Annotated in this window: 20 protein-coding genes and 1 pseudogene; 9 read left to right on the top strand and 12 right to left on the bottom strand. The window is 54.9% G+C overall.

Features of this window, described 5'->3' with window-relative positions; genetic code table 11:
- Nucleotides 1-948: 948 nt before the first annotated feature.
- The 5 genes and pseudogenes from ACMHXH_RS15925 (at nucleotide 949) to ACMHXH_RS15905 (ending at nucleotide 5,390) form a co-directional block, all read left to right on the top strand.
- Nucleotides 949-1,575, top strand: a pseudogene (locus ACMHXH_RS15925) (NADAR family protein).
- Nucleotides 1,576-1,687: 112 nt separating this feature from the next.
- The gene (locus ACMHXH_RS15920) at nucleotides 1,688-2,821 is read left to right on the top strand and encodes a histidinol-phosphate transaminase (RefSeq protein WP_335912569.1); all 1,134 of its coding nucleotides are present in this window, start codon (nucleotides 1,688-1,690) and stop codon (nucleotides 2,819-2,821) included.
- A 94-nt stretch (nucleotides 2,822-2,915) separates the two neighbouring features.
- Nucleotides 2,916-3,374, top strand: a complete 459-nt coding sequence (locus ACMHXH_RS15915) for a hypothetical protein (protein WP_335912571.1) — start codon at nucleotides 2,916-2,918, stop codon at nucleotides 3,372-3,374.
- On the top strand, nucleotides 3,371-3,787 hold the full coding sequence (locus ACMHXH_RS15910; RefSeq protein WP_162206666.1) for a hypothetical protein: 417 nt from the start codon (nucleotides 3,371-3,373) through the stop codon (nucleotides 3,785-3,787). Before ACMHXH_RS15915 ends, ACMHXH_RS15910 begins: the two co-directional genes overlap by 4 nt.
- A 289-nt stretch (nucleotides 3,788-4,076) precedes the next feature.
- Nucleotides 4,077-5,390 (top strand): methyl-accepting chemotaxis protein, encoded by a 1,314-nt coding sequence (locus ACMHXH_RS15905; protein WP_039034294.1) that lies wholly within the window; start codon nucleotides 4,077-4,079, stop codon nucleotides 5,388-5,390.
- 264 nt (nucleotides 5,391-5,654) lie between these two features.
- Here ACMHXH_RS15905 and gabT read toward each other — a convergent pair whose 3' ends face one another.
- The 11 genes from gabT to ACMHXH_RS15850 all read right to left on the bottom strand — a co-directional run bounded on the left by gabT (nucleotide 5,655) and on the right by ACMHXH_RS15850 (nucleotide 18,546).
- Nucleotides 5,655-6,926, bottom strand: coding sequence for a 4-aminobutyrate--2-oxoglutarate transaminase (gabT, locus tag ACMHXH_RS15900; RefSeq protein ID WP_039034295.1), 1,272 nt, complete (start codon nucleotides 6,924-6,926; stop codon nucleotides 5,655-5,657).
- Nucleotides 6,927-6,973: 47 nt separating this feature from the next.
- Nucleotides 6,974-8,416, bottom strand: a complete 1,443-nt coding sequence (gabD, locus tag ACMHXH_RS15895; RefSeq protein WP_039034296.1) for an NADP-dependent succinate-semialdehyde dehydrogenase — start codon at nucleotides 8,414-8,416, stop codon at nucleotides 6,974-6,976.
- Nucleotides 8,417-8,462: 46 nt separating this feature from the next.
- Nucleotides 8,463-9,749, bottom strand: a complete 1,287-nt coding sequence (locus ACMHXH_RS15890; protein WP_039034297.1) for an NAD(P)/FAD-dependent oxidoreductase — start codon at nucleotides 9,747-9,749, stop codon at nucleotides 8,463-8,465.
- 163 nt (nucleotides 9,750-9,912) lie between these two features.
- Entirely contained in the window at nucleotides 9,913-10,728 is an 816-nt protein-coding gene (locus ACMHXH_RS15885; protein WP_025009896.1) for an ABC transporter permease subunit, read from the bottom strand.
- Entirely contained in the window at nucleotides 10,725-11,624 is a 900-nt protein-coding gene (locus tag ACMHXH_RS15880; protein WP_037436682.1) for an ABC transporter permease subunit, read from the bottom strand. The genes ACMHXH_RS15885 and ACMHXH_RS15880 overlap by 4 nt, the downstream gene beginning before the upstream one ends.
- On the bottom strand, nucleotides 11,621-12,757 hold the full coding sequence (gene potA / locus ACMHXH_RS15875) for a polyamine ABC transporter ATP-binding protein (RefSeq protein ID WP_025009894.1): 1,137 nt from the start codon (nucleotides 12,755-12,757) through the stop codon (nucleotides 11,621-11,623). Before potA ends, ACMHXH_RS15880 begins: the two co-directional genes overlap by 4 nt.
- 118 nt (nucleotides 12,758-12,875) lie before the next feature.
- Entirely contained in the window at nucleotides 12,876-13,973 is a 1,098-nt protein-coding gene (locus ACMHXH_RS15870; protein ID WP_071477024.1) for a polyamine ABC transporter substrate-binding protein, read from the bottom strand.
- Between the two features lie 155 nt (nucleotides 13,974-14,128).
- Nucleotides 14,129-15,502, bottom strand: a complete 1,374-nt coding sequence (locus tag ACMHXH_RS15865; RefSeq protein ID WP_335912574.1) for an aspartate aminotransferase family protein — start codon at nucleotides 15,500-15,502, stop codon at nucleotides 14,129-14,131.
- A gap of 10 nt (nucleotides 15,503-15,512) precedes the next feature.
- Entirely contained in the window at nucleotides 15,513-16,862 is a 1,350-nt protein-coding gene (locus ACMHXH_RS15860) for a glutamine synthetase family protein (protein ID WP_028780689.1), read from the bottom strand.
- A 1-nt stretch (nucleotide 16,863) separates the two neighbouring features.
- On the bottom strand, nucleotides 16,864-17,628 hold the full coding sequence (locus ACMHXH_RS15855; RefSeq protein ID WP_039034301.1) for a gamma-glutamyl-gamma-aminobutyrate hydrolase family protein: 765 nt from the start codon (nucleotides 17,626-17,628) through the stop codon (nucleotides 16,864-16,866).
- 369 nt (nucleotides 17,629-17,997) lie between these two features.
- The gene (locus ACMHXH_RS15850; protein ID WP_039034340.1) at nucleotides 17,998-18,546 is read right to left on the bottom strand and encodes a cupin domain-containing protein; all 549 of its coding nucleotides are present in this window, start codon (nucleotides 18,544-18,546) and stop codon (nucleotides 17,998-18,000) included.
- 209 nt (nucleotides 18,547-18,755) lie between these two features.
- Here ACMHXH_RS15850 and ACMHXH_RS15845 point away from each other — a divergent pair, with 209 nt between their 5' ends.
- Nucleotides 18,756-20,063 carry an FAD-binding oxidoreductase gene (locus tag ACMHXH_RS15845; protein ID WP_335912590.1) on the top strand — a complete coding sequence of 436 codons (1,308 nt, stop codon included), beginning with the start codon at nucleotides 18,756-18,758 and terminating at the stop codon, nucleotides 20,061-20,063.
- 96 nt (nucleotides 20,064-20,159) lie between these two features.
- Nucleotides 20,160-20,372: a hypothetical protein gene (locus ACMHXH_RS15840; RefSeq protein ID WP_319618916.1), complete on the top strand. Its 213-nt coding sequence runs from the start codon at nucleotides 20,160-20,162 to the stop codon at nucleotides 20,370-20,372.
- Between the two features lie 54 nt (nucleotides 20,373-20,426).
- Here ACMHXH_RS15840 and ACMHXH_RS15835 read toward each other — a convergent pair whose 3' ends face one another.
- Nucleotides 20,427-21,923 carry an aldehyde dehydrogenase gene (locus tag ACMHXH_RS15835; RefSeq protein ID WP_335912576.1) on the bottom strand — a complete coding sequence of 499 codons (1,497 nt, stop codon included), beginning with the start codon at nucleotides 21,921-21,923 and terminating at the stop codon, nucleotides 20,427-20,429.
- 255 nt (nucleotides 21,924-22,178) lie between these two features.
- On the opposite strand from ACMHXH_RS15835, the gene ACMHXH_RS15830 reads away from it, so the two are divergent.
- Nucleotides 22,179-23,516 carry an aspartate aminotransferase family protein gene (locus ACMHXH_RS15830; protein ID WP_143078447.1) on the top strand — a complete coding sequence of 446 codons (1,338 nt, stop codon included), beginning with the start codon at nucleotides 22,179-22,181 and terminating at the stop codon, nucleotides 23,514-23,516.
- A gap of 16 nt (nucleotides 23,517-23,532) precedes the next feature.
- Complete coding sequence (locus ACMHXH_RS15825; RefSeq protein WP_335912577.1) at nucleotides 23,533-25,017, top strand: CoA-acylating methylmalonate-semialdehyde dehydrogenase; 1,485 nt, start codon at nucleotides 23,533-23,535, stop codon at nucleotides 25,015-25,017.
- Nucleotides 25,018-25,023 lie beyond the last annotated feature (6 nt).

Below are 25,023 nucleotides of genomic sequence, written 5' to 3'. Positions count from 1 at the left end.
GGGGCGAAGCTCCACGACTTTAGGCCGCTGGCACAGCGGCTATCATAGCTCCCAGCTAAAAGTTCCTAAGTTAGTACTGGCCGAGCTTCCGGCCATGATGTAGTCCATCACCTGCGGTGCGCTTTTCGCACAGGCGATCCTGTGACATGGCGAGAGTTGCGTAGCAACATGCTTTCGAGCGCGAGTCATGGATGACGAGCTGGCAGTTAAACAGGGACGTTATTCGAGTACGTCCCTGTAAGCTCTGCCTCGCCATCCCTGGCTCGGAAGGTCACAGTTCCGCCTGTGCCTGGAATTAGGTGTATGTCTGCAGAACTCTCAAATATTTCAAGCTACTCCATTGTCACAGAATTGCACCAATTCCCCCTCGGTGTCGCCGACAGCCGTTGGCGCAAATAACGTGGCTGAGGGCGAATGCTCGCCGGTGGCGAGTGTGCTTATGAGCGCGAGCCAAGGAAGGCGAGCTGGCCTTTATCCATGGAAGGATTTGGATGCCGAAGCAGCGCCAGTCGAATCAGGGGCGAGTGTCGCTTAGCGACGAGCTCACGAGCGCGAAACAGGATGTTGAGCCGGGCCAGAGTCACATGGATGTGATTCTGAGCGTCTGAAGCGGTAGTTATTTGTGCCATTAGGCCGAGGGGCTTTCGACACCGTGTGGGGCGGCAAGGGAGATCCAAGAGGGGATTGCTGTTGATCCCTTCTTGGTCGGGTGTGGGGCGGTGAGTGTCGCATAGCGACATGCTTACGAGCGAGAGCCAGGGATGGCGAACTGGCAGTTGTGCATGGATGCATTTGCTCCACGACTTTAAGCCGCTGGCACAGCGGCTATCATGGCTTTAAGCCAACTCTTCACCGACCGTGAACATTCAAGAAATTTCGCTAAATTGTAAGCTGGTGTAGCATGGCCTCATACACAACTTATAGAATTCATAACAATCTCTGAGTTCAGTGCCAAGGCCTGAACTGACCAGGGTAAGAAAGTCTTTTGCAGGTAAAAAGCAACCAAGCATAGGAATCACTTTGAAAATTAGGACAAGAGAACAGTTGGTCGATTTCGTAGACCAAGGGAATAAGGTCAAGTACATATTCTTCTGGGGACACCAGGAGAAAGGAGAACAAATTTCCAAGAGTTGTTTTAGTCAATGGTATGACGCAAAGTTTGAAGAAGAAGGCAACGTCTTCATTACTGCGGAGCATTACATGATGTATCACAAGGCAAAGCTATTTGGTGATGACATTGCATGTGAAAGAATCCTCCTTGCCACCAACCCTGGCGCAGCCAAAGCTATTGGTCGGGAAGTTGTCGGGTTCAACCAAGAAGTCTAGGATGAGAGACGCTTTGAAATAGTGCTTAATGCAAACTTAGCTAAGTTTGCTCAGCATACTGAACTAAAATCGTTTCTGCTTAATACTGGAAACCGTATCTTGGTCGAGGCTAGTCCTGTAGATAAAGTATGGGGGATAGGGCTCGCTCAAGATCATCCTGAATCTGAAATTCCCAGGAGATGGAACGGCTTAAACCTGTTAGGGTTTGCACTCATGGAAGTTCGCGATCGGCTCAGAAAAGATCTCTGACAATCAAAAGCCAAAAGAATAACAAGCTTCAAATAATGAATAAAAATTCATTTATTTTCTCTCCTCCTCTGGGTAGACTGAGCGCCCTCTTATCCAGAACATCATAATAAACATGCAATTAAGTCGTAGGCATTTTATTCAGGCCGGTTTAGCCGGTACCGCACTGGGGCTCAGTGGCTGCAGTAATTTCTCTCTATCTTCCCAGGAGCAGGCCCAAGCGACTGTCTCCAAGGGGCCCCTGGCGCTGAACTTCAATGAAAACCCGCTGGGGATGCCAAACAGTGCCCGGGAAGCCATTATGCAACATATGGGCGAGGCGCACCTGTATCCCGACAGTGCCCGTCAGGCCTTGCTCAAGCGCCTGGCAAGCTATCACGGTATCAGCCAAGAGCAGCTCATCTACGGCAATGGCTCTTCCGAAGTACTCAAGTTCGCCATAGATGCCATGGCCAGCGCTCACTGCCAATTGGTGATGCCCAAGCCTACCTTTGACATAGTGGCCGACTATGCCAAGGCCCGGGGACTCAAGGTAACAGAAGTGCCGCTGACCGCCGAGCTGCAAACCGATATCGCCGCCATGCAAGCCGCCGTGGCCGCGCACTCTGGCCCTTCCATTGTCTATCTGTGTAACCCCAATAACCCAACTGGCCTTTTGCTGCCCAAGGCGCCGGTTGCACAGTGGCTGGCCAAGGCCAGTCCCGAGCTGCAGTTTATTATTGATGAGGCCTACGGCGAGTATGCCGGTAGCGATTTCCAATCCGCGCTGCCTTTCATCCAAAATGGCCAGCAACACACAGTGCTGACCAAGACGTTCTCCAAGGCATGGGGAATGGCGGGACTAAGGGCCGGCTATGCCATTGCCGCTCCGGAAATGATAGCCGCCATGCAGGCCCAGGCGAGTTTTGATAACGCCAACCAGTTTGCCCTCTATGGGGCGGCAGCAGTGTTGGATGACAGCACCTGGCTGGCGCAGACCCGCAGCAACAACTTAGAGGCCGGTGCCATTATCATTGCCACACTCAAACAACTGGGGCTCGACTATCTGCCACTCAACGCCAGTTTTATTTTCCACCGCATCAAGGGCAATAATGAAGACTATCGCAAGCGGATGCAGCAGGCCGGCATTCTGGTAGGCCGCACCTTCCCAGGGCTTGAAGGCTGGAATCGCTTGACCTTGGGCACGCCAATGCAGATGCAACAAGTTGCCAAAGAGATGCAACGTCTGCGTTTGGAAGGTTTGCTCTAATTTCTCTTTCAAGAGCTGTTTCAAGTGCTCTTTCAAGTGCCTTGACTTTTCGCTAGACTCGGACTTTCGCAGCCTTTTTCAGAAGGATTCTGATATGCAAGTCCGGCCCTTTCTGGGGGCGTTATTCGCCCTCGGTTTCTCCCTGTCGTTGCAAGCCGCCCCCGGCGAGCTGGTCATCAACAAAAATGCCAAACCCAAATCTTCAAACCGCTATATCGAAGCCGTTCATAAAGAGATCCCGGTAGCGGGAGCCAGTAAAGCCCAGGTTCGCTATGCCATTCTCGAAGGTATGCTCAGCACCAAGGGCTTTGCCTGGGTATACGAGGGCGAAGGTGAGGGCTATATCCTGGCCCGTTTCGACTATCGTGGCGACACTAATGTGATGCGCATTGAATACGACGCCAGCTATATTCAGCTTAAATACCACGCCGCCCTGGGGGATTTTGTCTGCAAGAAGCTGATTGATGATATCTGCTACAAGAATGGCCGTGGCTATTACAACTACATCAAGAATCTGCGTCTCTCCATCGCCCAGGAGCTGAAAAAATCATGAAACGAATACTACTGCCGCTGCTGCTGAATCTGTTATGGCTAACCCCGGCTTCCGCCGAGACTGAATATCAATTGCAACGCTGGCAAAACCCAGTACCCACAGGTGGTTATGTGCAGGATATCCCCGCCATGTTGCAGCGGGCCGTTACCCGGGATAACTGGGAACTGGAAACTGCCGCTGATGGCACCTGGCTCGCCCGGCTCAATAACTACAAGGGATACACGGTCGAAGTTGAAGTCGCACGACAGGCACAGGAACTGCAGCTTAGCCTGATCTCCAGCCGCTGCGATTGCAAAATGGACCAGGCCAAAATCGACAGCTGGTTAATTCGCCTCAGGCGCAATATCGCCCTCGAAGTCACCAAAGCCGCCAGAGATGAGAGTTTGCGACAAAAGCTGAAGGCCAAATATTAAGGGTATTCCCGTGATTGGCAAAGGTGTCGAAATCTTAAGTTAACAAAAACTTGCTAGTCTGTGCGCCGGAACCTTCCATGCCACACAGCACAGGCTCCAAGGTGTGACAGTTGAAGCTTAATATCATTTACCGCTTTCACTCTGCCACACTTATGCTACCTTTCAGCGACGCTATAATAAGTAAAAATATGCAGCCTATCAGGAATAACGACTGCGAAATGGATCCTCGCCTCAGAATACGAGCCGACAGCAAGCTGCCGACTAAACCTAACAAGTGGGGATCTGTTTTATGTTCTTCAATAAATCGTCCAGACATGCGCTGGAACAATGTCAATTGCAGCTATCCAGGCAACTGGCAACAGTACAAGCCATAGAGCAGTCGCTTGCCTGTGTGGTGTTCACCCCCGAAGGCACTGTGATAGAAGCCAATCGCCTGTTTGCCGAGTTGTTTGGCCTGGAACAGGAAAAGCTCAAAGGCATGCCTCACAAAAGCTTGTGTCAAACCGATTATGCCGCCTCAACCCAGTACCGCAGGTTTTGGGAGCAGCTCAGGCAGGGGAAAGCCGCTGCAGGGGTGTTTGAACGTCGCCATGCAGATGGCAGCAGCATCTATTTGCAGGCCACCTACTTCCCGGTGTTTGAGCAGGGTAAAGTCACCCGCGTCATGAAAATTGCCGCCGATGTCACCAACAGCCAAATGGAAACCGACACTCAAAAAGCAGTGGCCAACGCCCTGGATAACTCCCAGGCGATTATCGAGTTTGACCCCAAGGGCAATATCATTGAGGCCAATGCCAATTTTCTCGACGTCATGGGCTATACCAGGGCCGAACTGAAAGGACAACACCACAAGCTGTTTTGTGACGAGGCCTTCTACCGGGAACACCCCCATTTTTGGGAAGAGCTCAATAAGGGCCAGTTCAAGTCCGGGCTGTTTAAACGCTTCAATAAACTGGGGCAAACCGTCTGGCTTGAGGCCAGCTATAACCCGATACACAATGCCGCCGGTAAAGTAATCAAGGTGATTAAGTTTGCCAGTGATATCACCGCCAGGATAGAAAAGTCCCAGGCGATTAAAGAAGCGACCGAAATAGCCCACAGCACGGCGCTGAATACAGGTGCCACAGTCGAGCAAGCCATAGACAGTCTCGACAGGGTAACTGCTACCTCAAACAACATAACCTATCAGGTACAGCAGGCCTCAGAGGCGATAGCTCAGCTCAATGAGCAATCACGCCATATCCAGGCGATAGTCTCGACCATCAGCGCCATTGCCGAGCAGACCAATCTGTTGGCGCTCAATGCCGCAATTGAAGCTGCCCGCGCCGGTGAACAGGGCCGAGGCTTTGCCGTTGTCGCCGATGAAGTCAGGCAACTGGCGGCCCGCACCAGTGAGTCCACCAAGGAGATAGGCTCTGTTGTCAGTCAAAATGGTCAGCTTACAGACAAGGCCACCCGGGAAATGGCGGCGGTGGCCGAAGCGGCCAACCAAGGTAAAATCCAACTTCAGGATGTCGCGGACCTCATGAGCGCGATTCTCGATGGTGCCCGTAATGTGGTTGATACAGTCGCGTCCCTGTCCGATGAACATCAGGGACATTGATTCGAAGGCTCATCCCGCTCCTCTAAAAAGCCCCCCCAGCCAAGGCCGGGGCTTTCGTCGGATCTTGAGTTTACCCAACGGTTCGTTTCGGCTATGTCGCAACTGCGCCAGCGTCAGGCACAATGCGCGTGCAGATAAAAAGTTAACAGCGACAAAATAGCCGCTTGGACAGGCCCAGCCTCAAGCAACTCAAATGAATAAGCCTCTTTTTTACTACTGACATAAAAAAGGGAAGCGCTGTGCTTCCCTATCATCCTTACCGGCTCAACTACGCAGTTGCCGGAAACACTCGGCAATAATCTCCAGCCCCTGCTGCAGATCCCTGTCACTGACGGTCAAAGGCACCAAGAGACGCAGCACATTGCCATAAGTGCCACAGGAAAGCAGGATAAGACCGCGCTCCCGCGCCAAGGTAAGGACTCGGGCGCAGTACTCGGGCTTGGGCACACCGTCTTCAACCAACTCCATGGCCACCATGGCGCCGAGGCCGCGAACATCGGCAATAAAGTCGTGCTCCTGTTGCAGCTTGCCAAGCGCCTCTTTAATGACAGCACCCACCTGCTTGGCCCGCGCCAGCAGCTGTTCCTTCTCGAAGGTTTCTATCACCGCCAGGGCGGCAGCGCAGGCAAGCGGATTGCCGCCATAGGTGCCTCCCAAACCGCCGGGACCTATGGCATCCATCATCTCGGCCCGACCGGTAATACCGGAGAGCGGGAAACCACCGGCAATGGACTTGGCAAAAGTCGTGATATCGGCGGCAACGCCCATCTGCTCCATGGCAAAGAAGGTGCCGGTACGGCCGGCGCCCGTCTGCACCTCATCGGCAATCAGCACTATCCCTTCCTTGTCACACAGCTTGCGCAGCCGCGCCATAAACTCGGGGGATGCGGCATAGAAGCCGCCCTCGCCCTGCACCGGCTCAAGAATAATAGCGGCAATATCCGCCGGCTCGGCATCATTCTTGAAAATCTGCTCGATGGACTTCATCGCATCGTCGTCACTCACACCATGCAGCGCGCAGGGATACTGGGCGCGAAACACGTTGGCCTGCATCAGCCCCATGCCCTTACTGTAGGGCGCCACTTTACCTGTGAGCGCCAGCGTTGCCATGGTGCGGCCATGATAGCCTGAGGTAAAGGCGATGACACCGCTGCGTTTGGTATAAGCTCTGGCGACCTTGAGGGCATTTTCCACCGCCTCCGAGCCACTGGTAAACAGCGCCGACTTCTTGGCGAAATCCCCGGGAACCAGGGCGTTGAGTTTTTCGCAGACGGCCACATAACTCTCATAGCCCAGCACCATAAAACAGGTATGGGAGAAGTCTTCCAACTGGCGGGCAACCGCCTGCTTGACTCTGGGATGCAGGTGCCCGGTATTGAGCACGGCTATGCCACCGGCAAAGTCCAGATATTCGCGGCCCTCGACGTCCCATACCCGGGCATTTTCCGCCCGTTCCACAAACACAGGGTGTATCTGTCCCACACCCGGTGCCACTGCGGCCTGGCGCCGCACCATCAGAGAGTCATTGCTTATCATCCTGCTATCCTCTGTTGTTGTCCCGGCATCGCCGGGACATGGGTTAATCAGACCGAGAGGCAGAGATACTTGATCTCCAGATATTCCTCTATGCCGTATTTAGAGCCTTCCCGTCCCAGCCCAGAGGCCTTAATGCCGCCAAAAGGCGCCACTTCGTTGGAGATAAGCCCGGTATTGATCCCCACCATGCCGTATTCCAGCGCCTCGGCGACTTTCCAGACTCTGGAGATATCCCTGGCGTAGAAATAGGCTGCCAAGCCAAACTCGGTATCGTTGGCCATGGCGATCACTTCATCGACACTGTCGAAGCGGAACAGCGGCGCCAGCGGGCCAAAGGTTTCCTCTTTGGCGACCCGCATGCTGCCATTCACCTCGGTCAAAATAGTGGGTTCGAAGAAGTTACCGCCCAGCGCCCGGCCGCCTGTCTTGACCCTGGCGCCTTTGGAGACGGCATCCTCAAGATGCTCCTGTACCTTTTTCACCGCATTCTTGTCGATAAGCGGCCCTGTGGTAATGCCGGATTCGGTGCCGACCCCCACCTTGAGCTCGGCCACTTTGGCGGCCAGCTTTTCGCTAAAGGCATCGTAAACGGACGACTGCACATAGATGCGGTTGGCGCAGACGCAGGTCTGGCCGGCATTGCGGTACTTGGAGATCATCGCCCCTTCTACCGCAGCATCCAGATCGGCATCGTCAAACACGATAAAAGGCGCGTTGCCGCCGAGTTCCAAAGACAGTTTCTTCAGGGTGGCGGCGCATTGCTGCATTAGATGAATGCCCACGCCGGTCGAGCCGGTGAAAGATAACTTACGCACCACGGCGCTTTCGCAAAGGGTATTGCCTATCGCCTTGGCATCACCGGTGATCACGCTGAAGACACCGGGAGGAATACCGGCTTCAATCGCCAGGTAGGCCAGCGCCAGAGCGGTAAAAGGGGTCTGCGGCGCCGGTTTGACTATCATGGTGCAACCGGCCGCCAGTGCCGGTCCCGCCTTACGGGTTATCATCGCCGCCGGGAAGTTCCAGGGCGTAATGGCCGCAGTCACGCCCACGGGTTGCTTGATCACCAGCAGGCGCTTGTCCTGTTGATGGCCGGGGATCGTATCGCCGTAAACCCGCTTACCCTCTTCGGCAAACCACTCGATAAAGGAGGCGGCGTAAGCGACCTCACCACGGGCTTCTGCCAGAGGCTTACCCTGCTCTGTGGTCATCAGCAGCGCCAAGTCATCGGCGTGTTGATTGATAAGCTCGAACCAACGTTTGAGAATGCTGCTGCGCTCTTTGGCGGTCAACGCCCGCCAGGCCGGTAGAGCCCGCTCAGCGGCATCTATGGCTCTGCGGGTTTCAAATGCGCCCATCTCGGGCACACTGCCGATACGCTCGCCGGTGGCCGGGTTGAAAATATTGACCTTCTTGCCTGAGTCTGCGTCCAGCCACTGGCCTTCAATATAGGCTTGTTCACGCAGCAGCGCACTCTGGTTAAGTTTCATTGCGACTCCTTTAAATGGGCGCCAAGCGCCCTTGTACGGATAGGCATCAAATACCCAGTTTGTCCCTCAGGCTGTAATACCAGGCGCCGAGCGCAGAAAAGGGGACTCGCAGGGCATGTCCGCCGGGAAATGGATAATGGGGCAGGCTGGCAAAGGCATCGAAACGCTCCGCCTGTCCGGTCAGCACCTCGGCAATCAACTTGCCCGCCAGGTGGGTATAAGTCACCCCATGACCACTACAGCCCTGGGAGTAATAGATGTTGCTGCCAATCCTGCCGACCTGAGGCAAACGGGAGAGTGTCAGCAGAAAGTTGCCTGTCCAGGTATAGTCGATACGGACCCCTTTCAATTGGGGGAAGGTCTTGAGCAGCTTGGGCAGGATAATCGCTTTGATATTCTCCGGATCTCGGGCGCCGTAGACTACACCGCCACCATAGATCAGGCGTTTGTCGGCCGACAGGCGGAAATAATCCAGCAGATAGTTACAGTCCTCGACGCAGTAGTCCTGCGGCAACAGACTGTGGGCCAACTCATCACCCAAGGGTTCTGTCGTGATTACCTGGGTACCGCAAGGCATGGATTTGGCAGCAAGTTGGGGCAGCAGTTTGCCAAGATAGGCATTTCCAGCCACCACCACAAACCTGGCCTTAACCTGGCCATTGGCGGTATGTACTATAGGGTACTCCCCTTCGTCGATACGTACTACGGCCGAGTCCTCAAAAATTTTTCCACCGAGAGATTCCACCGCCCTCGCCTCACCCAGCGCCAGGTTCAGCGGATGGATATGGCCGCCACTCTTGTCCAGCAAGCCACCGATATAACGGTCTGTATTGACCACCTGACGAATGCCGGCATCATCCAACAACTGTAGCTGGTCTGTGTGACCATATCGCTCCCAGAGGGCTTTTTGCTGCTGCAGATGCCCCATCTGTTTGCTATTGATGGCGGCAAATACCCCGCCGTTTTTGAGGTCACAATCTATCTGGTATTTTTCGATGCGTTCGCGGATGATGCGGCCGCCCTCGAAGGCCATTTCGCCAAAGAGCTTGGCCTGCGCCTTACCGACAGTGCTTTCTATCACGTCGAGATCGCGGCTGTAGCTGTTGACTATCTGGCCACCGTTGCGGCCAGAGGCGCCCCAGCCCACTCTGGCCGCTTCCAATACCACCACCTTGAAACCGGCCTCCAACAGGTGCAGCGCCGAGCTGAGCCCGGTATAACCGGCCCCAATCACACAGACATCGGTTTCCAGCACCTCGCTTAAGCTGTTGCGTTCACGAGTGTCATTGGCCGAATCGGCATAATAAGAGGAGGTGTGGGCAGTGGCAGTCATGGTTATTCCAGCCTTTATGTTTGTTATTTTTAACACTTGCATCATCCTACACAGTAAATCGACTAAAACCAGTAGAAAACGCATTATAAAACACAAATCGTTCAAAATTTAAAACACACAAATGAGATAGCGGCGGTGGCTGTCACAGCCAACCGCCGAATTGTTATTCCTCTGTTTGTCTGCTGCGGCGTTCGGCGCGGCGCGCCAGATACCAGGACAGGAAAGCGATCAGGGATACCACCAGAATGATCAGTGTCGCCAGGGCGTTGATCTTGGGGGACACCCCGAGCCGCACCGAGGAGAACACCACCATAGGCAATGTAGTGGCGCCAGGTCCCGAGGCGAAGCTGGCAATCACCAGATCGTCCAGCGACAGGCTGAACGACAACAGCCAACCCGCCATCAGCGCCGGGGCTATCATGGGCACAGTTATCAGAAAGAAGGTCTTCAGCGGTGTCGCCCCCAGATCCATTGCCGCCTCTTCAATAGAGAGATCCAGCTCCCTGAGGCGCGATGACACCACCACGGCCACATAGGCGGCGCAGAAGGTGGAATGGGCAATCCAAACTGTCATCCTGCCCCGCTCAGCCGGCCAGCCGAGCAGATCCGACATATGCACAAACAGCAGCATCAGCGACAGACCCGTGATCACCTCGGGCATAACCAAGGGCGCCGTAATCATGTTCGACAGCGTCAGCTTGGCCCAGGAGCGACGAAAACGTGTCATCACAAAGGCCGCCATAGTGCCTATGATCACCGCCATGGTCGAGCTGTAGAAGGCGATTTGCAAACTGGTCCAGACCGCATCCAGTATCTGCTGATCGGCAAACAGCTCGGCATACCACTTGGCGGAAAAGCCGCCCCAGACAGTTACCAGTTTGGAGGCGTTGAAAGAGTAGAAAATCAGAATAAACATGGGGGCATACAGAAACACCAGCCCAATCCATAACATCAGGGTCGAGAAACTCAGCTTCTTCATATCTCTTTCTCCAGACTGCGGCTCTGATAGCGATGGAACAGGGTGATGGGCACAATCAGCAGCACCAGCATCACTATCGCCAGCGACGAAGCCACCGGCCAGTCACGGTTGTTGAAGAACTCCTGCCACAGCACCTTACCTATCATCAGCGAGTCCGGCCCGCCGAGCAGCTCGGGGATCACAAACTCCCCCACGGCCGGAATAAACACCAGCATGGAGCCGGCAATGACTCCGCTCTTGGACAGGGGCAGCGTCACTTTCCAGAAGGTATTGAGACTGCGGGAGCCGAGATCCGCCGCGGCTTCCAGCAGGCTGACATCCAGCTTCACCAAGGTGGCGTACAGCGGCAATATCATAAAGGGCAGATACGCATAGATGATGCCGATATACACCGCCAGATTGGTATTGAGCATCTGCAGCGGCTCATCGACAATCCCAAGCCCCAGCAGCAGGTTATTGATAAGCCCTGTGTTACTCAAAATCCCCATCCAGGCGTAGACCCGAATAAGAAATGAGGTCCAGGACGGCAACATCACCAACAATAGCAGCACTGTCTGCAACCTGGCTGGCGCCCGGGCAATGGCATAGGCCATTGGATACCCCAGCAGCAGACAACCCAGGGTGGAAACCAGCGCCATCTTGAGCGAGTTGAGATAGGCCGAGTAGTACATGGAGTCGCTGAGCAGCAACAGATAGTTGCTCAGGTTGATAAATACCTGCAACACTTCGTCGGCATACTGAAAACTTGGCTCATAGGGCGGAATGGCAATCGCCGCGGTGGAAAAGCTTATCTTCAGTACTATGGCGAACGGCAGCGCGAAAAACAGCAGCAACCACAGATAGGGAAAGCCTATGGTCAGGTGGCGGCCTTTGAATCCTAACTTGAGCTTCTTCATGATCTTAACACCACGCCACTGGTGTCCTCCCAGCTGATATAGACTTCATCATCCCAGGTGGGATGATCGGCGCGGCGTTCACGGTTGGTCATGCTGCACTGGACTATCTGACCATTGCCAAGGCGAATGTAATACACGGAGAAACCACCGAGATAGGCGATATCGTGGACTATGCCCTTGGCCCAGTTGTATTGCTCTTCGGGCTGCTCGCGGCTTATCAGGGTTTTTTCCGGCCTGACCGCCAACCAGACATGCTTGTCCTCGACACTGGTAGACACCCCATAACCCACGTAAAACGCCTGGTTCAGGCTCTCTGATTGAATGATCACATGGTCCACCTCATCGGCGGTGATCTCCCCCTCAAACAGATTCACTGTGCCGATAAACTCGGCAATCATCCGGCTGTTGGGGCTTTCATAGATATCCATAGGCGAGCCGGTCTGGGCTATCCAGCCATCGCTCATGATGGCAATCCGCTCGGCCATGGTCATGGCTTCTTCCTGATCATGGGTAACCATGACGCAGGTCACCCCTACCCGCTCGAGAATTTCCACCACCTCCAGCTGCATCTGGGTCCGCAGTTTTTTATCCAGCGCTCCCATAGGCTCGTCAAGCAACAGGAGTTTCGGCCGCTTGGCCAAAGAACGGGCCAACGCCACCCGCTGGCGCTGACCGCCGGAGAGTTGATGCGGCTTGCGGCGGGCATATTTTTCCATATGCACCAGCTTGAGCATCTCCTGCACCCGCTGCTCGATTTCAGCCTTGGGTAACTTGTCCTGCTTGAGACCGAAGGCGATATTCTGCGCCACCGTCATATGGGGAAACAGGGCGTAGGATTGGAACATCATATTGATGGGGCGTTCATAGGGCGGCAGATGGGTAATGTCCTGACCATCGAGAAAAATGCGTCCTTCGGTAGGCTTTTCAAAACCGGCCAACATTCTCAAAAGAGTCGACTTGCCTGAGCCTGAGCCGCCGAGCAAGGCAAAGATCTCGCCCTTGTTGATGGTCAGCGACACATCATCCACGGCACGAACATCGTCAAAGAGCTTGCTGACCCGCTCGATTTTGAGCAGCACTTCATCCTGAGTTTTATTGTTGGGTTTGACAGGAATGCCCGAGGTGATTGCCATAATACTTCTCCGCAAAATACCAAATGGGCGGCTCAGCGGCCGCCGCTGGTGGAACGAGTAAAGTTTGCCTGTACTACGCAATCAGACAATGAAGGGGCAGCTGGCCCCTGAGTTATTGTTATTGGCCGGATTTAACCTTGGTCCAAACCCGGGTCAGGGCCCGCTGGGCCTTGAGTGGACGAATTTCCCCCACATATAGGTTGTCCAGAGTTGCCTGTGGTGGATAGATGCCGGGATCGTTGCGGATAGACTCATCCACCAGTTTCTGTGCCGGTACATTGGGGTTGGCGTAGGAAACATAGTTGGAGATGGGGGCTATCACTTCCGGCCTGAGCAGGTAGTTGATAAAGGTCAGCGCATTGTCGACATTGCCGGCGTCGGCAGGAATAGCCAACATATCGAACCAGAGGTTAGCGCCTTCCTTGGGAATGGCATAGGCGATCTTGTTGCCGTTACCGGCCTCATCGGCGCGGGTAGCCGCCTGGAGGATATCGCCGGAGAAACCGAAGGCGACACAGATATCACCATTGGCCAGATCCGAGATATAGCGCGATGAGTGGAAATAGGTGATATAAGGCCGTATCTTGGCCAGCACTTCACCGGCCTTGTCAAAGTCGGCCGCCTTGGTACTGTTGGGATCCAATCCCAGATAGATCAGCGCCTGCGGCACCATGTCATCGGCCGAGTCCAGCATGGACATCCCGCAGGATGACAGCTTCTGGGCATACTTGGGGTTGAACATCAGTTCGAGCGAATCTGTGGGCGCATCCTCTCCCAGCAGCTCTTTTACCTTGGCGACGTTATAGCCTATACCGTTGGTGCCCCAGAGGTAAGGCACGGCATACTGGTTGCCCGGATCGGCCTTCTCCAGCTGTTTCATCAACTGGGGATCCAGATTCTGATAGTTGCTCAGCTTGCTTTTATCCAGAGGCTTAAAGGCCCCGGCCTTGATCTGCTTGGCAAGAAAGTTGTTCGAAGGCACGACAATGTCATAACCGGAGCGGCCGGAAAGCAGTTTGGCTTCAACCACTTCGTTGCTGTCAAATACGTCATAGATCACCCGGATCCCGGTTTCCTTCTGGAAGTTAGCCAGGGTATCTTCGGCGATATAGTCACTCCAGTTATACACCCGGACGACTTCTTCGGCCTGGGCCGTGGCAGCGGCCGCAAGGCCTCCCAACAGTGCCACAGACGTTACTTTGGTCAATAGCTTCATGCTCTCTCCTTTTACGGGTAGCAGCGGTTGTAACCCGCCTTCAATTGTTAACTTATTGTCATTGTTATTAGTGTCACCAATGCTACTCCCTAAAACCCGCATCGGCGCCTTGGCAGCAAGGTATATCATGCCCTTACAGCCAATGGCAGGCAATCTTAGTCGTTCGATTTTTGTACATCCGCGTAGGTCATATCGAGCGCTTGTTTCGCCTTTGTTACCAGCTCATCGATTTGATCCTGGGTTATCACCAGGGGTGGCGCGATGATCATAGTGTCTCCCACCGCCCGCATCACCAAGCCACTGGCGATGGAATGCTCCCGGCACAGAGTGCCTACCCCAAGCTCGGCAGCAAAGCGCTGATGACTTGCCTTATCGGCGACCAGTTCCAGCGCGGCCACCATGCCAACGCCGCGCACCTCGCCCACCAGCGGATGCTGGGCCAAGACTTGCCGCAGCCGCTGCTGCAGATAAGGCGCGGTTTCCTCGGCCACTTTAACAACTATGTTTTGCTGCTTCATCAGGCGTAAGTTTTCCAGTGCCACCGCGGCACTGAGTGGATGGCCCGAATAAGTGTAGCCGTGGGCAAATTCACCGCCCTTATCCAGCGCATCGGCGACTTTATCCGACACTATCACCCCGCCCATGGGGGCGTAGCCCGAAGTCATCCCCTTGGCTATGGTGATAAGATCCGGTGCAAGATCGTAATACTCGGCGGCAAAGTAACAGCCGGTGCGGCCAAAGCCGGTGATCACTTCATCGAGGATGAACAATATCTCGTACTTGGCGAGGATCTTTTTGATCTCCGGCCAATAGCTGTCCGGCGGGACTATCACGCCGCCGGCGCCCTGAATAGGCTCGGCAATAAAGGCCGCTACCTTGTCTTCACCCAGCTCGAGGATCTTGCTTTCAAGCTCGCGGGCACAGCGAATGCCAAACTCTTCGGCAGACAGTCCCTGGCCTTCGCCATACCAGTAAGGTTGGGCGATGTGGACTATGCCTGGAATGGGCAGATCGCCCTGGGCATGCATACCGCTCATGCCACCAAGACTGGCACCGGCAACTGTGGAACCGTGATAGGCATTGTGGCGCGAGATAATGGTTTTCTTCTCCGGCTTGCCCTGGATGTCCCAGTAATGACGCACCAGGCGCAAGTTGGTGTCATTGGCCTCTGAGCCAGAGCCGGTGAAAAACACCTTGTTCATATGAGGTGGTGCCAGCGCGGCTATCTCGGCGGCCAGTTCAATCGCCGGCGGGTGGCTGCACTGAAAGAAGCTGTTGTAGTAAGGCAGTTCCAGCAACTGATGCGCCGCCACATCGGCGATGGAACGCAAGCCATAGCCCATGTTGACGCACCAGAGTCCGGCCATGCCATCGAGAATTTGATTGCCCTGTGAATCCCAGATATAGACGCCATCGGCGCGGGTAATCACCCGCCCGCCGGCCTGTTTCAACGCCTTGGGATCGGTAAAGGGATGCAAGTGATGGGCATGGTCCTTGGCCTGCCAGCCTTGGGTCTGTTGTGATTTCATCTCTCCCTCCTTAGACAGTCAGCAGCAGGAATTCCCGCTCCCAGGAACTCACCACCCGGCGAAAATTCTCAAGCTCGGCGCGCTTGACCGCAACAAAACCTGTGGTGAAGTCTTCCCCCAGATATTTACGGCAATATTGGCTCTCTTCCATCATGGCCATCGCCTCTTCCAGCGTCTGCGGCAAAGAGATCCCCGAGCGGTCTTCGTTGGCCCGGCCCTGCACCGGCGTCGAAGGTTTCACATCTTCAACGATTCCCAAATAGCCGCACAACAAGCTGGCGGCAATGGCCAGATAGGCGTTGGCATCGGCCCCCGGGATACGGTTTTCAATGCGGCGATTTTGCGGTGAAGACTCGGGGATCCTCAGGCCACAGGTGCGATTCTCCTCGCCCCACTCCAGATTGACCGGCGCCGAGGTGCCCGGCAGGAAGCGGCGGAATGAATTGACGTTGGGCGCCATCAACGGCAGAAATTCCGGCATAAAGCGCTGCAGCCCGCCGATATAACTGAGGAAGTTCTGGCTCATGGTGCCATCTTCGCGGGTGAAGATATTCTTGCCGGTTTCCTTGTCGATAACGCTCTGATGCAGGTGCATGGCGCTGCCTGGCTCATTGGTCACAGGCTTGGCCATAAAGGTGGCGCAGACGCCGTGCTTGAGGGCGGCCTCTCTCAGGGTGCGTTTGAACACAAACACCTGATCCGCCAGCGCCAGTGGATTACCGTGGCTGAAGTTGATCTCCATCTGCGCCGTGCCTTCCTCGTGGATCAGGGTGTCGATATCCAGCTCCTGCGCCTCACACCAGTCGTACATATCCTCAAACAGGGGGTCATACTCATTGGCGGCATCGATGGAGAAGGACTGACGTCCGGATTCGGCGCGGCCGGAACGACCAACCGGGGGCTTGAGTGGCAGATCGGGATCGTCACTGCGACTGGTGAGATAAAACTCCATCTCGGGGGCTATCACCGGCTCCCAGCCCTTGTCTTCATAGAGCTTGAGCACTTTTTTCAATACGTTGCGCGGCGACAGCTCCAGCGGATTGCCCATCTTGTCATAGGTATCGTGGATCACCTGAGCCGTGGCCTCCAAAGTCCAGGGCAACATAAAGACCGCGTTTTCATCTGGCACGCAGACAAAGTCGATATCGGCGCTGTTGAGCAGGCCATAGTAGGCCTCATCATCGACATAATCGCCGGTTACGGTTTGCAGCAGCACACTCTCGGGCAGCCGCATGCCCTTTTCATCGATAAACTTGTCTACCGGGGCAATTTTGCCGCGGGCGATACCTGTCATATCGCAGATAACACATTCAACTTCGGTTATTTTTTGTTCTTTTAAGAAGGCTTCAAGCTTATTCATATTATTTATTCCGCTGTTGCGCCCTAAGACTGCAAGCCTCCCCAAAGGCCTTAAAAATTGCGCTGTAGAAGGGGTTATTTCTGACCTGCCATTCCGGATGCCACTGCACTCCCAAGGCGAATGCCTTGGCGTCGGTGACAGAGAAGGCTTCAATCAGACCATCTGGAGCATGTGCTTCAGGCCGCAACCCCTGACCCAGGCGCTCCACGCCCTGAGTATGGACGGAATTAACCATCGCATGGCTACGGCCCCAAGCGTCGAAAAGCATCCCTCCAGGTTCTATGCTGACCTCGTGGGACAAGCCATACTGCACCTCCAGCGGCGCGCTCTTGTCTTCTCTGTGTTCAATAAAACCACCCACTTCATAGAGCTTCTGGTGCAAACTGCCGCCGTAAACCACATTCATTTCCTGAAAGCCACGGCAGATCCCGAGCACCGGCACTCCGGCCTCTATGGCGGCGCGAATTAAAGGCAAGGTAGTGTCATCCCGCTTGGGATCATGGTGGGTGCCCGGCTCGCTGGCCGGGCCTTGGTAATGATGAGGTTCAACATTGGAGGGGGAGCCGGTAAACAATATGCCGTCCAGACGTTCGAGCAGTTGTGTTATCGGGGTATCGGCCCCCAATGCCGGGATCACCAGGGGCCAGGCTCCGGCACCTTCGACCACGCCCAGGAGGTATTTCTCGCCAACAATATTGAAAGGATGCAGCCCCAACTGCTCATTGCATGCGGTTACACCCACCAACGCCATTGCTGCCTGTGCCATATCTCACCCCAAAACACTCAAATCCAGGTCTCAGTTTTGAACATCCACCAAAGCGAATGTTCATTTTTTCACACACTACACGGATTTTTTCGCACAGGCAAGAGGTTAATACCCTGTTAAGTATCGCCCCAACCAAAAACAACTTAAGCTGTTGTTTTTATGTAAATAACCAGAAATTAGTTGCGCTTAACACAGGTGTAAACAAGCATGAACAAAGCAAAAAGTTGGCTTTGCATCACACTGGTTCAGCGGGCACCAATTCGGTGCACACGGGTTTTAACGGTCGATATTATTTACACTTTCAGGCAAATATGCTGCCCGAAGTGAATTTACGGGCAGCAAATCGCAATCAGCTGAGGAAATGGAAGATCAAAAGTTGGCAGGAGTGGTGGCACTGACCAGATGACAGGGTTCATCGAAAGGGTTGCGGAACCTGTGTGGTTGTTCGCTATTGAAATAGTAGCTGTCACCGGCCTCCAGAATAAACACCTCTTCACCGACCGTCAGTTCAAAGCGACCGGTGATCACCAGCGCCGCTTCTTCCCCTTCGTGGCGCAGCATCTCTTCACCCGTATCGGCTCCCGGGGGATAAGTCTCCGACATCACAGACATGGCACGGTTGGGGTAATCCCGACCTATGAGCTTGAACTCCAGCGGCCCAGTGCCTATGTCCAAAAGCTCATTGGAGCGATACACCACTTTTTGCTCGGTAGAGCCGTTTTCACCTATGGAGAAAAACTCCACCAGCGACATGGGGATCCCCGAAAGCACTTTCTTGAGTGAACTGACTGAAGGGCTGACACTGTTTTTCTCTATCATAGAGATGGTGCTGTTGGTCACCCCGGCGCGTTTAGCCAGCTCACGCTGGGACAGGCCTTTCATTTTTCTAACAGCCTTGAGGCTGGCACCTATATCCAAATCGCAAATCCCCCAAAAATCTCTTATCAGGCGGTTACAGGACACGGTCGGCAGCGGCTTCTGCACTAGGGCAACCAGGGTCCCGGTGAAATTGTTTTGTATTATATGACAAAAGCATGTTAAATAAAACGAACACTTTGAAGGCAAGAGTGCGACGACCGTCAGGTGTAACCAGCCGAGTCCAAACTTATAACAAGAACGGAGCCATGATGCCAATCCAGTCCCCCATTCACAGTGACAACTATCCCGCCTCTTTTTACCATGCGACCGCCAAAGAATTGTTTCAGCATCCCAGGCTGGAAGAGTCATTGGAGACAGATGTCTGCGTAATAGGCGCTGGCTTCAGCGGCCTCAACAGTGCCATAGAACTGGCTGAACGAGGCTTTGGGGTCACCATACTGGAAGCCAAAAAAGTGGGCTGGGGCGCCTCAGGGCGTAATGGCGGGGAGTTGATCCGCGGTATTGGCCATAATATTGAACAGTTTGAGCCGAGTATAGGTAAAGAAGGTGTGCTGGCTATCAAGCAGATGGGTTTTGAAGCCGTCGATATTGTCCGGCAACGGATCGCGCAATACCAAATCGATTGCGATCTGCGCTGGGGCTACTGTGATCTGGCGCTGAAACCAAGACATATGCAGGAGCTTGAGCAGGAGCTTACCGAGCTTGAGCAACTTAACTACCCACATAAGCTCAAGCTGTTGTCCAAGGAGCAGTTGCCGGAAGTCATAGGCTCTGAGCGTTATCTCGGCGCGCTCAGCGACATGGGCAGCGGCCATCTGCACCCTTTGAATCTGGCCCTCGGCGAGGCCCGTGCAGCCCTAAGCCTGGGGGTTAACATCTATGAAGACAGCGCCGCCACCGAAATCATCAAGGGCGAGCAGATACGGGTCAGGACTGAGGGCGGCGAAGTCCGTTGCCGCTATCTGATTTTGGCCGGCAATGCCTATATAGGTGCCAAACTCGAACCTCATATCGGCGGCAAGGTGCTACCGGCCGGCAGTTATCTGCTGGCGACCGAGCCCCTGTCGCAAGCACTCTGCGCTGACATTATTCCGCAGAATATGGCCTTCGCCGATATGAGCATAGCACTGGACTATTTTCATCTGTCGGCCGACAACCGTCTGCTATTTGGCGGGCTGTGCAACTACTCAGGCAGAGATCCCAAGGACATTTGCGCCGCGCTCAGGCCCAATATGGAAAGAGTCTTCCCGGCACTCAAGGGCGTGAAAATAGATTATCAGTGGGGCGGCATGATAGGGATAGGCGCCAATCGTATGCCGCAGATAGGCAGGTTGCCGGATAGCCCCAACATCTATTTCGCCCAGGCCTATGCCGGGCATGGCGTCAACGCCACCCATATGGCGGGGCGTCTGCTGGCAGAAGCTATCAGTCAGCAGGCTGAGCGCTTCGATATCTTTGCCTCAATAGAGCATATGACCTTCCCGGGTGGCCCGGCGCTGCGCTCACCCATTCTGGCGGCAGGCATGCTGTACCATAGATTCAAGGATCTATTCTGAACAAGGCCTGTTTTGAAAAGACCTGTTTTGAAGACAAGTGTATGTTGAATAGGGAGCCATTTTGAAAACAAGTGCAGCAAAGGCGTTGTGGCCGTCGTGAATACTCGCTTCGATATCAGCCGTGTTCATACGCCGCTGGGGATTTTTCGCCTCAAGGGGGAACTGCAAGCCTCACCGCCGATACTCGTGTGCAGGCAGCTTGAAATTCTCGGCAGTGACGGCTGGCTGGAGCTGCGAGTCGAAGATAACCGCACTCAATTGCTACTTGATGCGCTGTTTGAACCTGTGCGTGAACACCTCAAGCCCTGAACTTAGCCTCTTTCCCCCCGCAATGCAGGGGGATTGTCTATTACAGCAAACCGATTAAATGGCTATCCAGGTCGCCTTAATTTCTGTGTATTTATCAAAAGCATGTAGTGACTTATCGCGGCCGTTACCCGACTGCTTATAACCACCGAAGGGCGCCGTCATATCGCCGCCGTCATAATGATTGATCCACACCATACCGCTTCTCAGCGCCTTGGCGGTTCTATGGGCCTTGCTGAGATCAGAAGTCCACACACCGGCCGCCAGGCCATAGATGCTATCGTTGCCTATGGCTATCGCCTGCTCCATTCCCTCAAATTCAATCACACTCAGTACAGGACCGAAGATCTCCTCGCGAGCGATACTCATCTGGTTATTCACTTCACGAAACAGAGTCGGCGCCACATAAACGCCACCGGTTTCAGCCATGAGTTGCTCGCCGCCACAGGCCAGCACAGCACCTTGCTGCTTACCCGCCTCGATATAACCGAGAATAGTCTGCAGTTGCTGCTGATCCACCACCGCGCCACTGACGGTATCCGGATCCAGCGGATGCCCCGGCTGCCAGGATTTGAGCTCGTCGATAATGAGCGCTATCAGTTGCTCCTTGACCCCGGATTCCACCAGCAGGCGCGAACCTGCGGTGCAAACTTCGCCCTGGTTGAAGGCGATGGCCGAAGCTGCCGCCTGCGCCGCCGCCTTGAGATCCGGGCAATCGTTAAAGACTATGTGCGGGCTCTTGCCACCGGCCTCCAACCACACACGTTTCATATTGGACTGACCGGCGTAGACCATCAGTTGCTTGGCTATCTTGGTGGAGCCGGTAAACACCAGGGTATCGACATCCATATGCAGCGCCAGCGCCTTGCCAACGGTATGACCAAAACCGGGCAATACATTGAGCACTCCGGACGGGATCCCGGCTTCCAAGGCAATGGCAGCCATACGAATCGCCGTCAGAGGGGATTTTTCCGAGGGTTTAAGGATAACAGAGTTACCGCTGGCCAGCGCCGGCCCCAGTTTCCAGCAGGCCATCAACAGGGGGAAGTTCCACGGCACAATCGCGGCCACCACCCCGACAGGCTCACGGGTGATCATGCCGATTTCATTGTCAGCGGTGGGCGCTATCTCGTCGTAAATCTTGTCAACCGCTTCGCCGGACCAACGCAAGGCCCTGGCGGCATTGGTCACATCCACCGACTTGGAAAAACGGATTGGCTTGCCCATATCCAGGGTTTCCAGCAAGGCCAGTTCATCACTATGCGCCTCCAGCAAATCAGCAAAGCGTATCATCACCTTTTTGCGTTCTACCGGCGCCATTCGAGACCAGACTCCGGATTCAAAACTGGCTCTGGCACTGGCCACCGCCGCCTCGGCATCGGCCAGATCGCAACTGGCTACGGCGGCAAGCTTGTTGCCATCCACAGGGCTGATGCAATCGAAGGTCTCGCCGGATACGGCTGCACAATACTCTCCATGGATAAAGGCCTGGCCACAGATCTGCAATTGCGCGGCCAACTGCTGCCATTGCTGACGGGTTTGCGGTGTACTCATAAATCCTCTCATCTGCTTGCAAGCGGGCATTCCACTACCTCAGTAGGCCTATCGCGGCCAACTCGTGCAGCCATCGCCAGTTATTCGGGTCGCTCCAGATTAGCCTCGAGCACGGCATAAATTCAATATATTTTACAAAAATAGATTTTTTGGCATAAATAATTGCACACAGGCCTTCCATGTTCATTATTTCTGACATAGCATAGCGAAATATCAATCACCATTAACAAGCCCGCAACACTAAGGTTAATGCTTATGGCAGAGCTAAAACAACAGGCGAAAACACAGGGCAATCTCGAGCATTACTGGATGCCTTTCAGTGCCAACCGTCAATTCAAGCAGACTCCCAGGCTACTGGCTTCGGCCGAAGGCATGTATTACCGGGATGTCGATGGCCGTCAGGTGCTGGACGGCACCGCAGGTCTTTGGTGCTGTAATGCCGGCCATGGCCGGGCGGAGATCAGCGAGGCGGTCAGCCGTCAGATCCGCGAAATGGACTATGCCCCCAGCTTTCAGATGGGTCATCCGTTGGCATTCGAGTTGGCCGAGCGCCTCAGTGAAATCGCCCCGCCCGGCATGAACCGTATCTTCTTTACCAACTCGGGCTCAGAGTCGGTCGACACCGCACTCAAGCTGGCGCTGTGTTACCACAGAGCCAATGGCGAGCCGAGCCGCAGCCGTTTTATCGGCCGTGAGCTGGGCTACCACGGTGTGGGGTTTGGCGGTATTTCGGTGGGCGGAATTGGCAATAACCGTAAAGGTTTCAGCCCGCAGCTCCTCGGCGGCGTCGATCACCTGCCCCACACTCTGGATATGAAAGCCAACGCCTTCAGCCGCGGCTTGCCCGAGCATGGCGCCGACAAGGCCGAGGCGCTCGAGGGGCTGATTGCCCTGCATGGCGCCGAGAATATCGCCGCCGTTATCGTCGAGCCCATGTCAGGTTCGGCCGGGGTAATATTGCCCCCCAAGGGCTATCTCAAGCGCCTTCGGGAGATCACTCAAAAATACGGCATCTTGCTGATATTCGATGAGGTGATCACAGGTTTTGGCCGGGTGGGCGGCGCTTTTGCCAGCAACCACTGGGATGTGACTCCGGACATAATGACCACGGCCAAGGCACTCAACAATGGCGCCATCCCCATGGGCGCGGTGTTTGTGCAGCAAGCTATTCACGATGCCTGTATGCAGGGCCCCGAGGCGATGATCGAGTTCTTTCACGGCTATACCTATTCGGGGCATCCTGTTGCGGCCGCGGCGGCACTGGCCACCCTGGATATCTACCGTGACGAAAAGCTGTTTGAGCGCACTACAGCGCTGGCGCCCTATTTTGAACAGGCGCTGCACAGTCTCAAGGGGCTACCCAATGTCATCGATATTCGCAATACCGGCCTGGTGGGTGGCATTCAGCTGGCCCCCAGCCCGCAAGGTGTTGGCAAACGCGGCTATCAGATTTTCGAGCGCTGTTTCTGGCAAGGTGCGCTGGTAAGGGCCACCGCCGACATCATAGCCCTCTCCCCGCCACTGATAGTGGAAGAGTCCCAAATAGATCAACTGATTTCCACCCTGGCCGACGCCATCCAAACCGTCGACTGAAGCACACAGGATAGTTATGCGTATTTACAGCCACTATATAGATGGACATGAAACAGATGGCAGCCGGGCACAGGCTTCACTGCCGATTTTCAACCCGGCCAACGGCAAAGAGCAAGCCAGAGTCGCCCTCGCCTCCAAGGCAGATACAGAGCGGGCAATAGACTCGGCCAAACAGGCTTTTGACGCTTGGTCAAAGGTATCGCCCCTTAACCGGGCGCGGGTGCTGTTTCGCTTCAAAGCCCTGGTAGAAGCCCACATGGATGAGCTGGCCGAGCTTATCTGCCTGCAACACGGCAAAGTGCTTGAGGATGCCAGGGGCGAGTTGGTTCGAGGACTGGAAGTGGTGGAGTTTGCCTGCGGCATTCCCCATCTTCTCAAGGGGGAACACACTGAACAGGTTGGCACTGGCGTCGATGCCTGGAGCATCAATCAACCGCTCGGGGTGGTTGCCGGCATTTCGCCGTTCAATTTCCCTGTGATGGTTCCCATGTGGATGTTCCCGATTGCCATCGCCTGCGGCAATACCTTTGTGATGAAGCCATCGGAAAAGAATCCGGCGCCGGTACTCAGAATTGCCGAGCTGCTGACCCAGGCCGGGCTGCCGGATGGGGTCTTCAATGTTATCAACGGCGACAAGCTGGCAGTCGATACCCTGCTCTGCCATCAGGATGTTCAGGCCATCTCCTTTGTCGGTTCTACGCCTGTGGCCGAGTACATCTACAGTAAGGCATCGGCTCACGGCAAGCGGGTACAGGCACTCGGCGGCGCCAAGAACCACATGCTGCTGATGCCGGATGCCGATCTGGAACTGGCCAGCAACGCCCTGATGGGTGCGGCCTATGGTTCTGCCGGCGAGCGCTGTATGGCAATTTCCGTGGTACTGGCGGTTGCTGATGTGGCCGATGCCCTGATAGAAAAACTGCAACCCAAGATAGCCGCGCTCAAGGTAGGTAACGGCCTGGAGCCGGGTATGGAAATGGGGCCGCTCATCTCCCGCGCGCATCTGGACAAGGTCTGCAGCTATATAGACAGCGGTATACAGCAGGGCGCAGTTTGTCTGGTCGATGGCCGCAATACCTTGGCAGACAGCGAAGGCTTCTTTCTCGGTGCGACCCTGTTCGATGCCGTCACCCCTGAGATGCAGATTTACCGGGAAGAGATCTTCGGCCCTGTGCTTTGCATAGTCAGGGTGGCCGATTATGACTCGGCGCTGGCTCTTATCAATCAACATGAGTTCGGCAACGGCACCGCCATCTTTACCCAGAGCGGCGAGCTGGCGCGCGACTTTTGCCACTCGGTGCAAGTCGGCATGGTAGGGGTCAATGTGCCTATCCCTGTGCCTATGGCATTTCACAGTTTCGGCGGTTGGAAACGCTCGCTGTTTGGCCCACTGCATATGCACGGCCCGGATGGAGTTCGCTTCTACACCCGGCGCAAAGCCGTTACCGCCCGCTGGCCCAAACAGCTGAGTGCCGATTTCATCATGCCGACCATGAAATAGGGAGAG

Origin of the sequence: Shewanella sp. BJSY2023SW001 (assembly GCF_047314685.1) — a bacterium.
Lineage (GTDB): Bacteria > Pseudomonadota > Gammaproteobacteria > Enterobacterales > Shewanellaceae > Shewanella > Shewanella indica.
This window is presented reverse-complemented; position numbering and strand designations above follow the sequence as displayed.

What these genes read in the sequence shown, in the direction of transcription:
- ACMHXH_RS15920 (WP_335912569.1), top strand. Translation starts at nt 1,688, where the DNA reads ATGCAATTAAGTCGTAGGCATTTTATTCAGGCCGGTTTAGCCGGTACC.
- ACMHXH_RS15915 (WP_335912571.1), top strand. Translation starts at nt 2,916, where the DNA reads ATGCAAGTCCGGCCCTTTCTGGGGGCGTTATTCGCCCTCGGTTTCTCC.
- ACMHXH_RS15910 (WP_162206666.1), top strand. Translation starts at nt 3,371, where the DNA reads ATGAAACGAATACTACTGCCGCTGCTGCTGAATCTGTTATGGCTAACC.
- ACMHXH_RS15905 (WP_039034294.1), top strand. Translation starts at nt 4,077, where the DNA reads ATGTTCTTCAATAAATCGTCCAGACATGCGCTGGAACAATGTCAATTG.
- gabT (WP_039034295.1), bottom strand. Translation starts at nt 6,926, where the DNA reads ATGATAAGCAATGACTCTCTGATGGTGCGGCGCCAGGCCGCAGTGGCA.
- gabD (WP_039034296.1), bottom strand. Translation starts at nt 8,416, where the DNA reads ATGAAACTTAACCAGAGTGCGCTGCTGCGTGAACAAGCCTATATTGAA.
- ACMHXH_RS15890 (WP_039034297.1), bottom strand. Translation starts at nt 9,749, where the DNA reads ATGACTGCCACTGCCCACACCTCCTCTTATTATGCCGATTCGGCCAAT.
- ACMHXH_RS15885 (WP_025009896.1), bottom strand. Translation starts at nt 10,728, where the DNA reads ATGAAGAAGCTGAGTTTCTCGACCCTGATGTTATGGATTGGGCTGGTG.
- ACMHXH_RS15880 (WP_037436682.1), bottom strand. Translation starts at nt 11,624, where the DNA reads ATGAAGAAGCTCAAGTTAGGATTCAAAGGCCGCCACCTGACCATAGGC.
- potA (WP_025009894.1), bottom strand. Translation starts at nt 12,757, where the DNA reads ATGGCAATCACCTCGGGCATTCCTGTCAAACCCAACAATAAAACTCAG.
- ACMHXH_RS15870 (WP_071477024.1), bottom strand. Translation starts at nt 13,973, where the DNA reads ATGAAGCTATTGACCAAAGTAACGTCTGTGGCACTGTTGGGAGGCCTT.
- ACMHXH_RS15865 (WP_335912574.1), bottom strand. Translation starts at nt 15,502, where the DNA reads ATGAAATCACAACAGACCCAAGGCTGGCAGGCCAAGGACCATGCCCAT.
- ACMHXH_RS15860 (WP_028780689.1), bottom strand. Translation starts at nt 16,862, where the DNA reads ATGAATAAGCTTGAAGCCTTCTTAAAAGAACAAAAAATAACCGAAGTT.
- ACMHXH_RS15855 (WP_039034301.1), bottom strand. Translation starts at nt 17,628, where the DNA reads ATGGCACAGGCAGCAATGGCGTTGGTGGGTGTAACCGCATGCAATGAG.
- ACMHXH_RS15845 (WP_335912590.1), top strand. Translation starts at nt 18,756, where the DNA reads ATGCCAATCCAGTCCCCCATTCACAGTGACAACTATCCCGCCTCTTTT.
- ACMHXH_RS15835 (WP_335912576.1), bottom strand. Translation starts at nt 21,923, where the DNA reads ATGAGTACACCGCAAACCCGTCAGCAATGGCAGCAGTTGGCCGCGCAA.
- ACMHXH_RS15830 (WP_143078447.1), top strand. Translation starts at nt 22,179, where the DNA reads ATGGCAGAGCTAAAACAACAGGCGAAAACACAGGGCAATCTCGAGCAT.
- ACMHXH_RS15825 (WP_335912577.1), top strand. Translation starts at nt 23,533, where the DNA reads ATGCGTATTTACAGCCACTATATAGATGGACATGAAACAGATGGCAGC.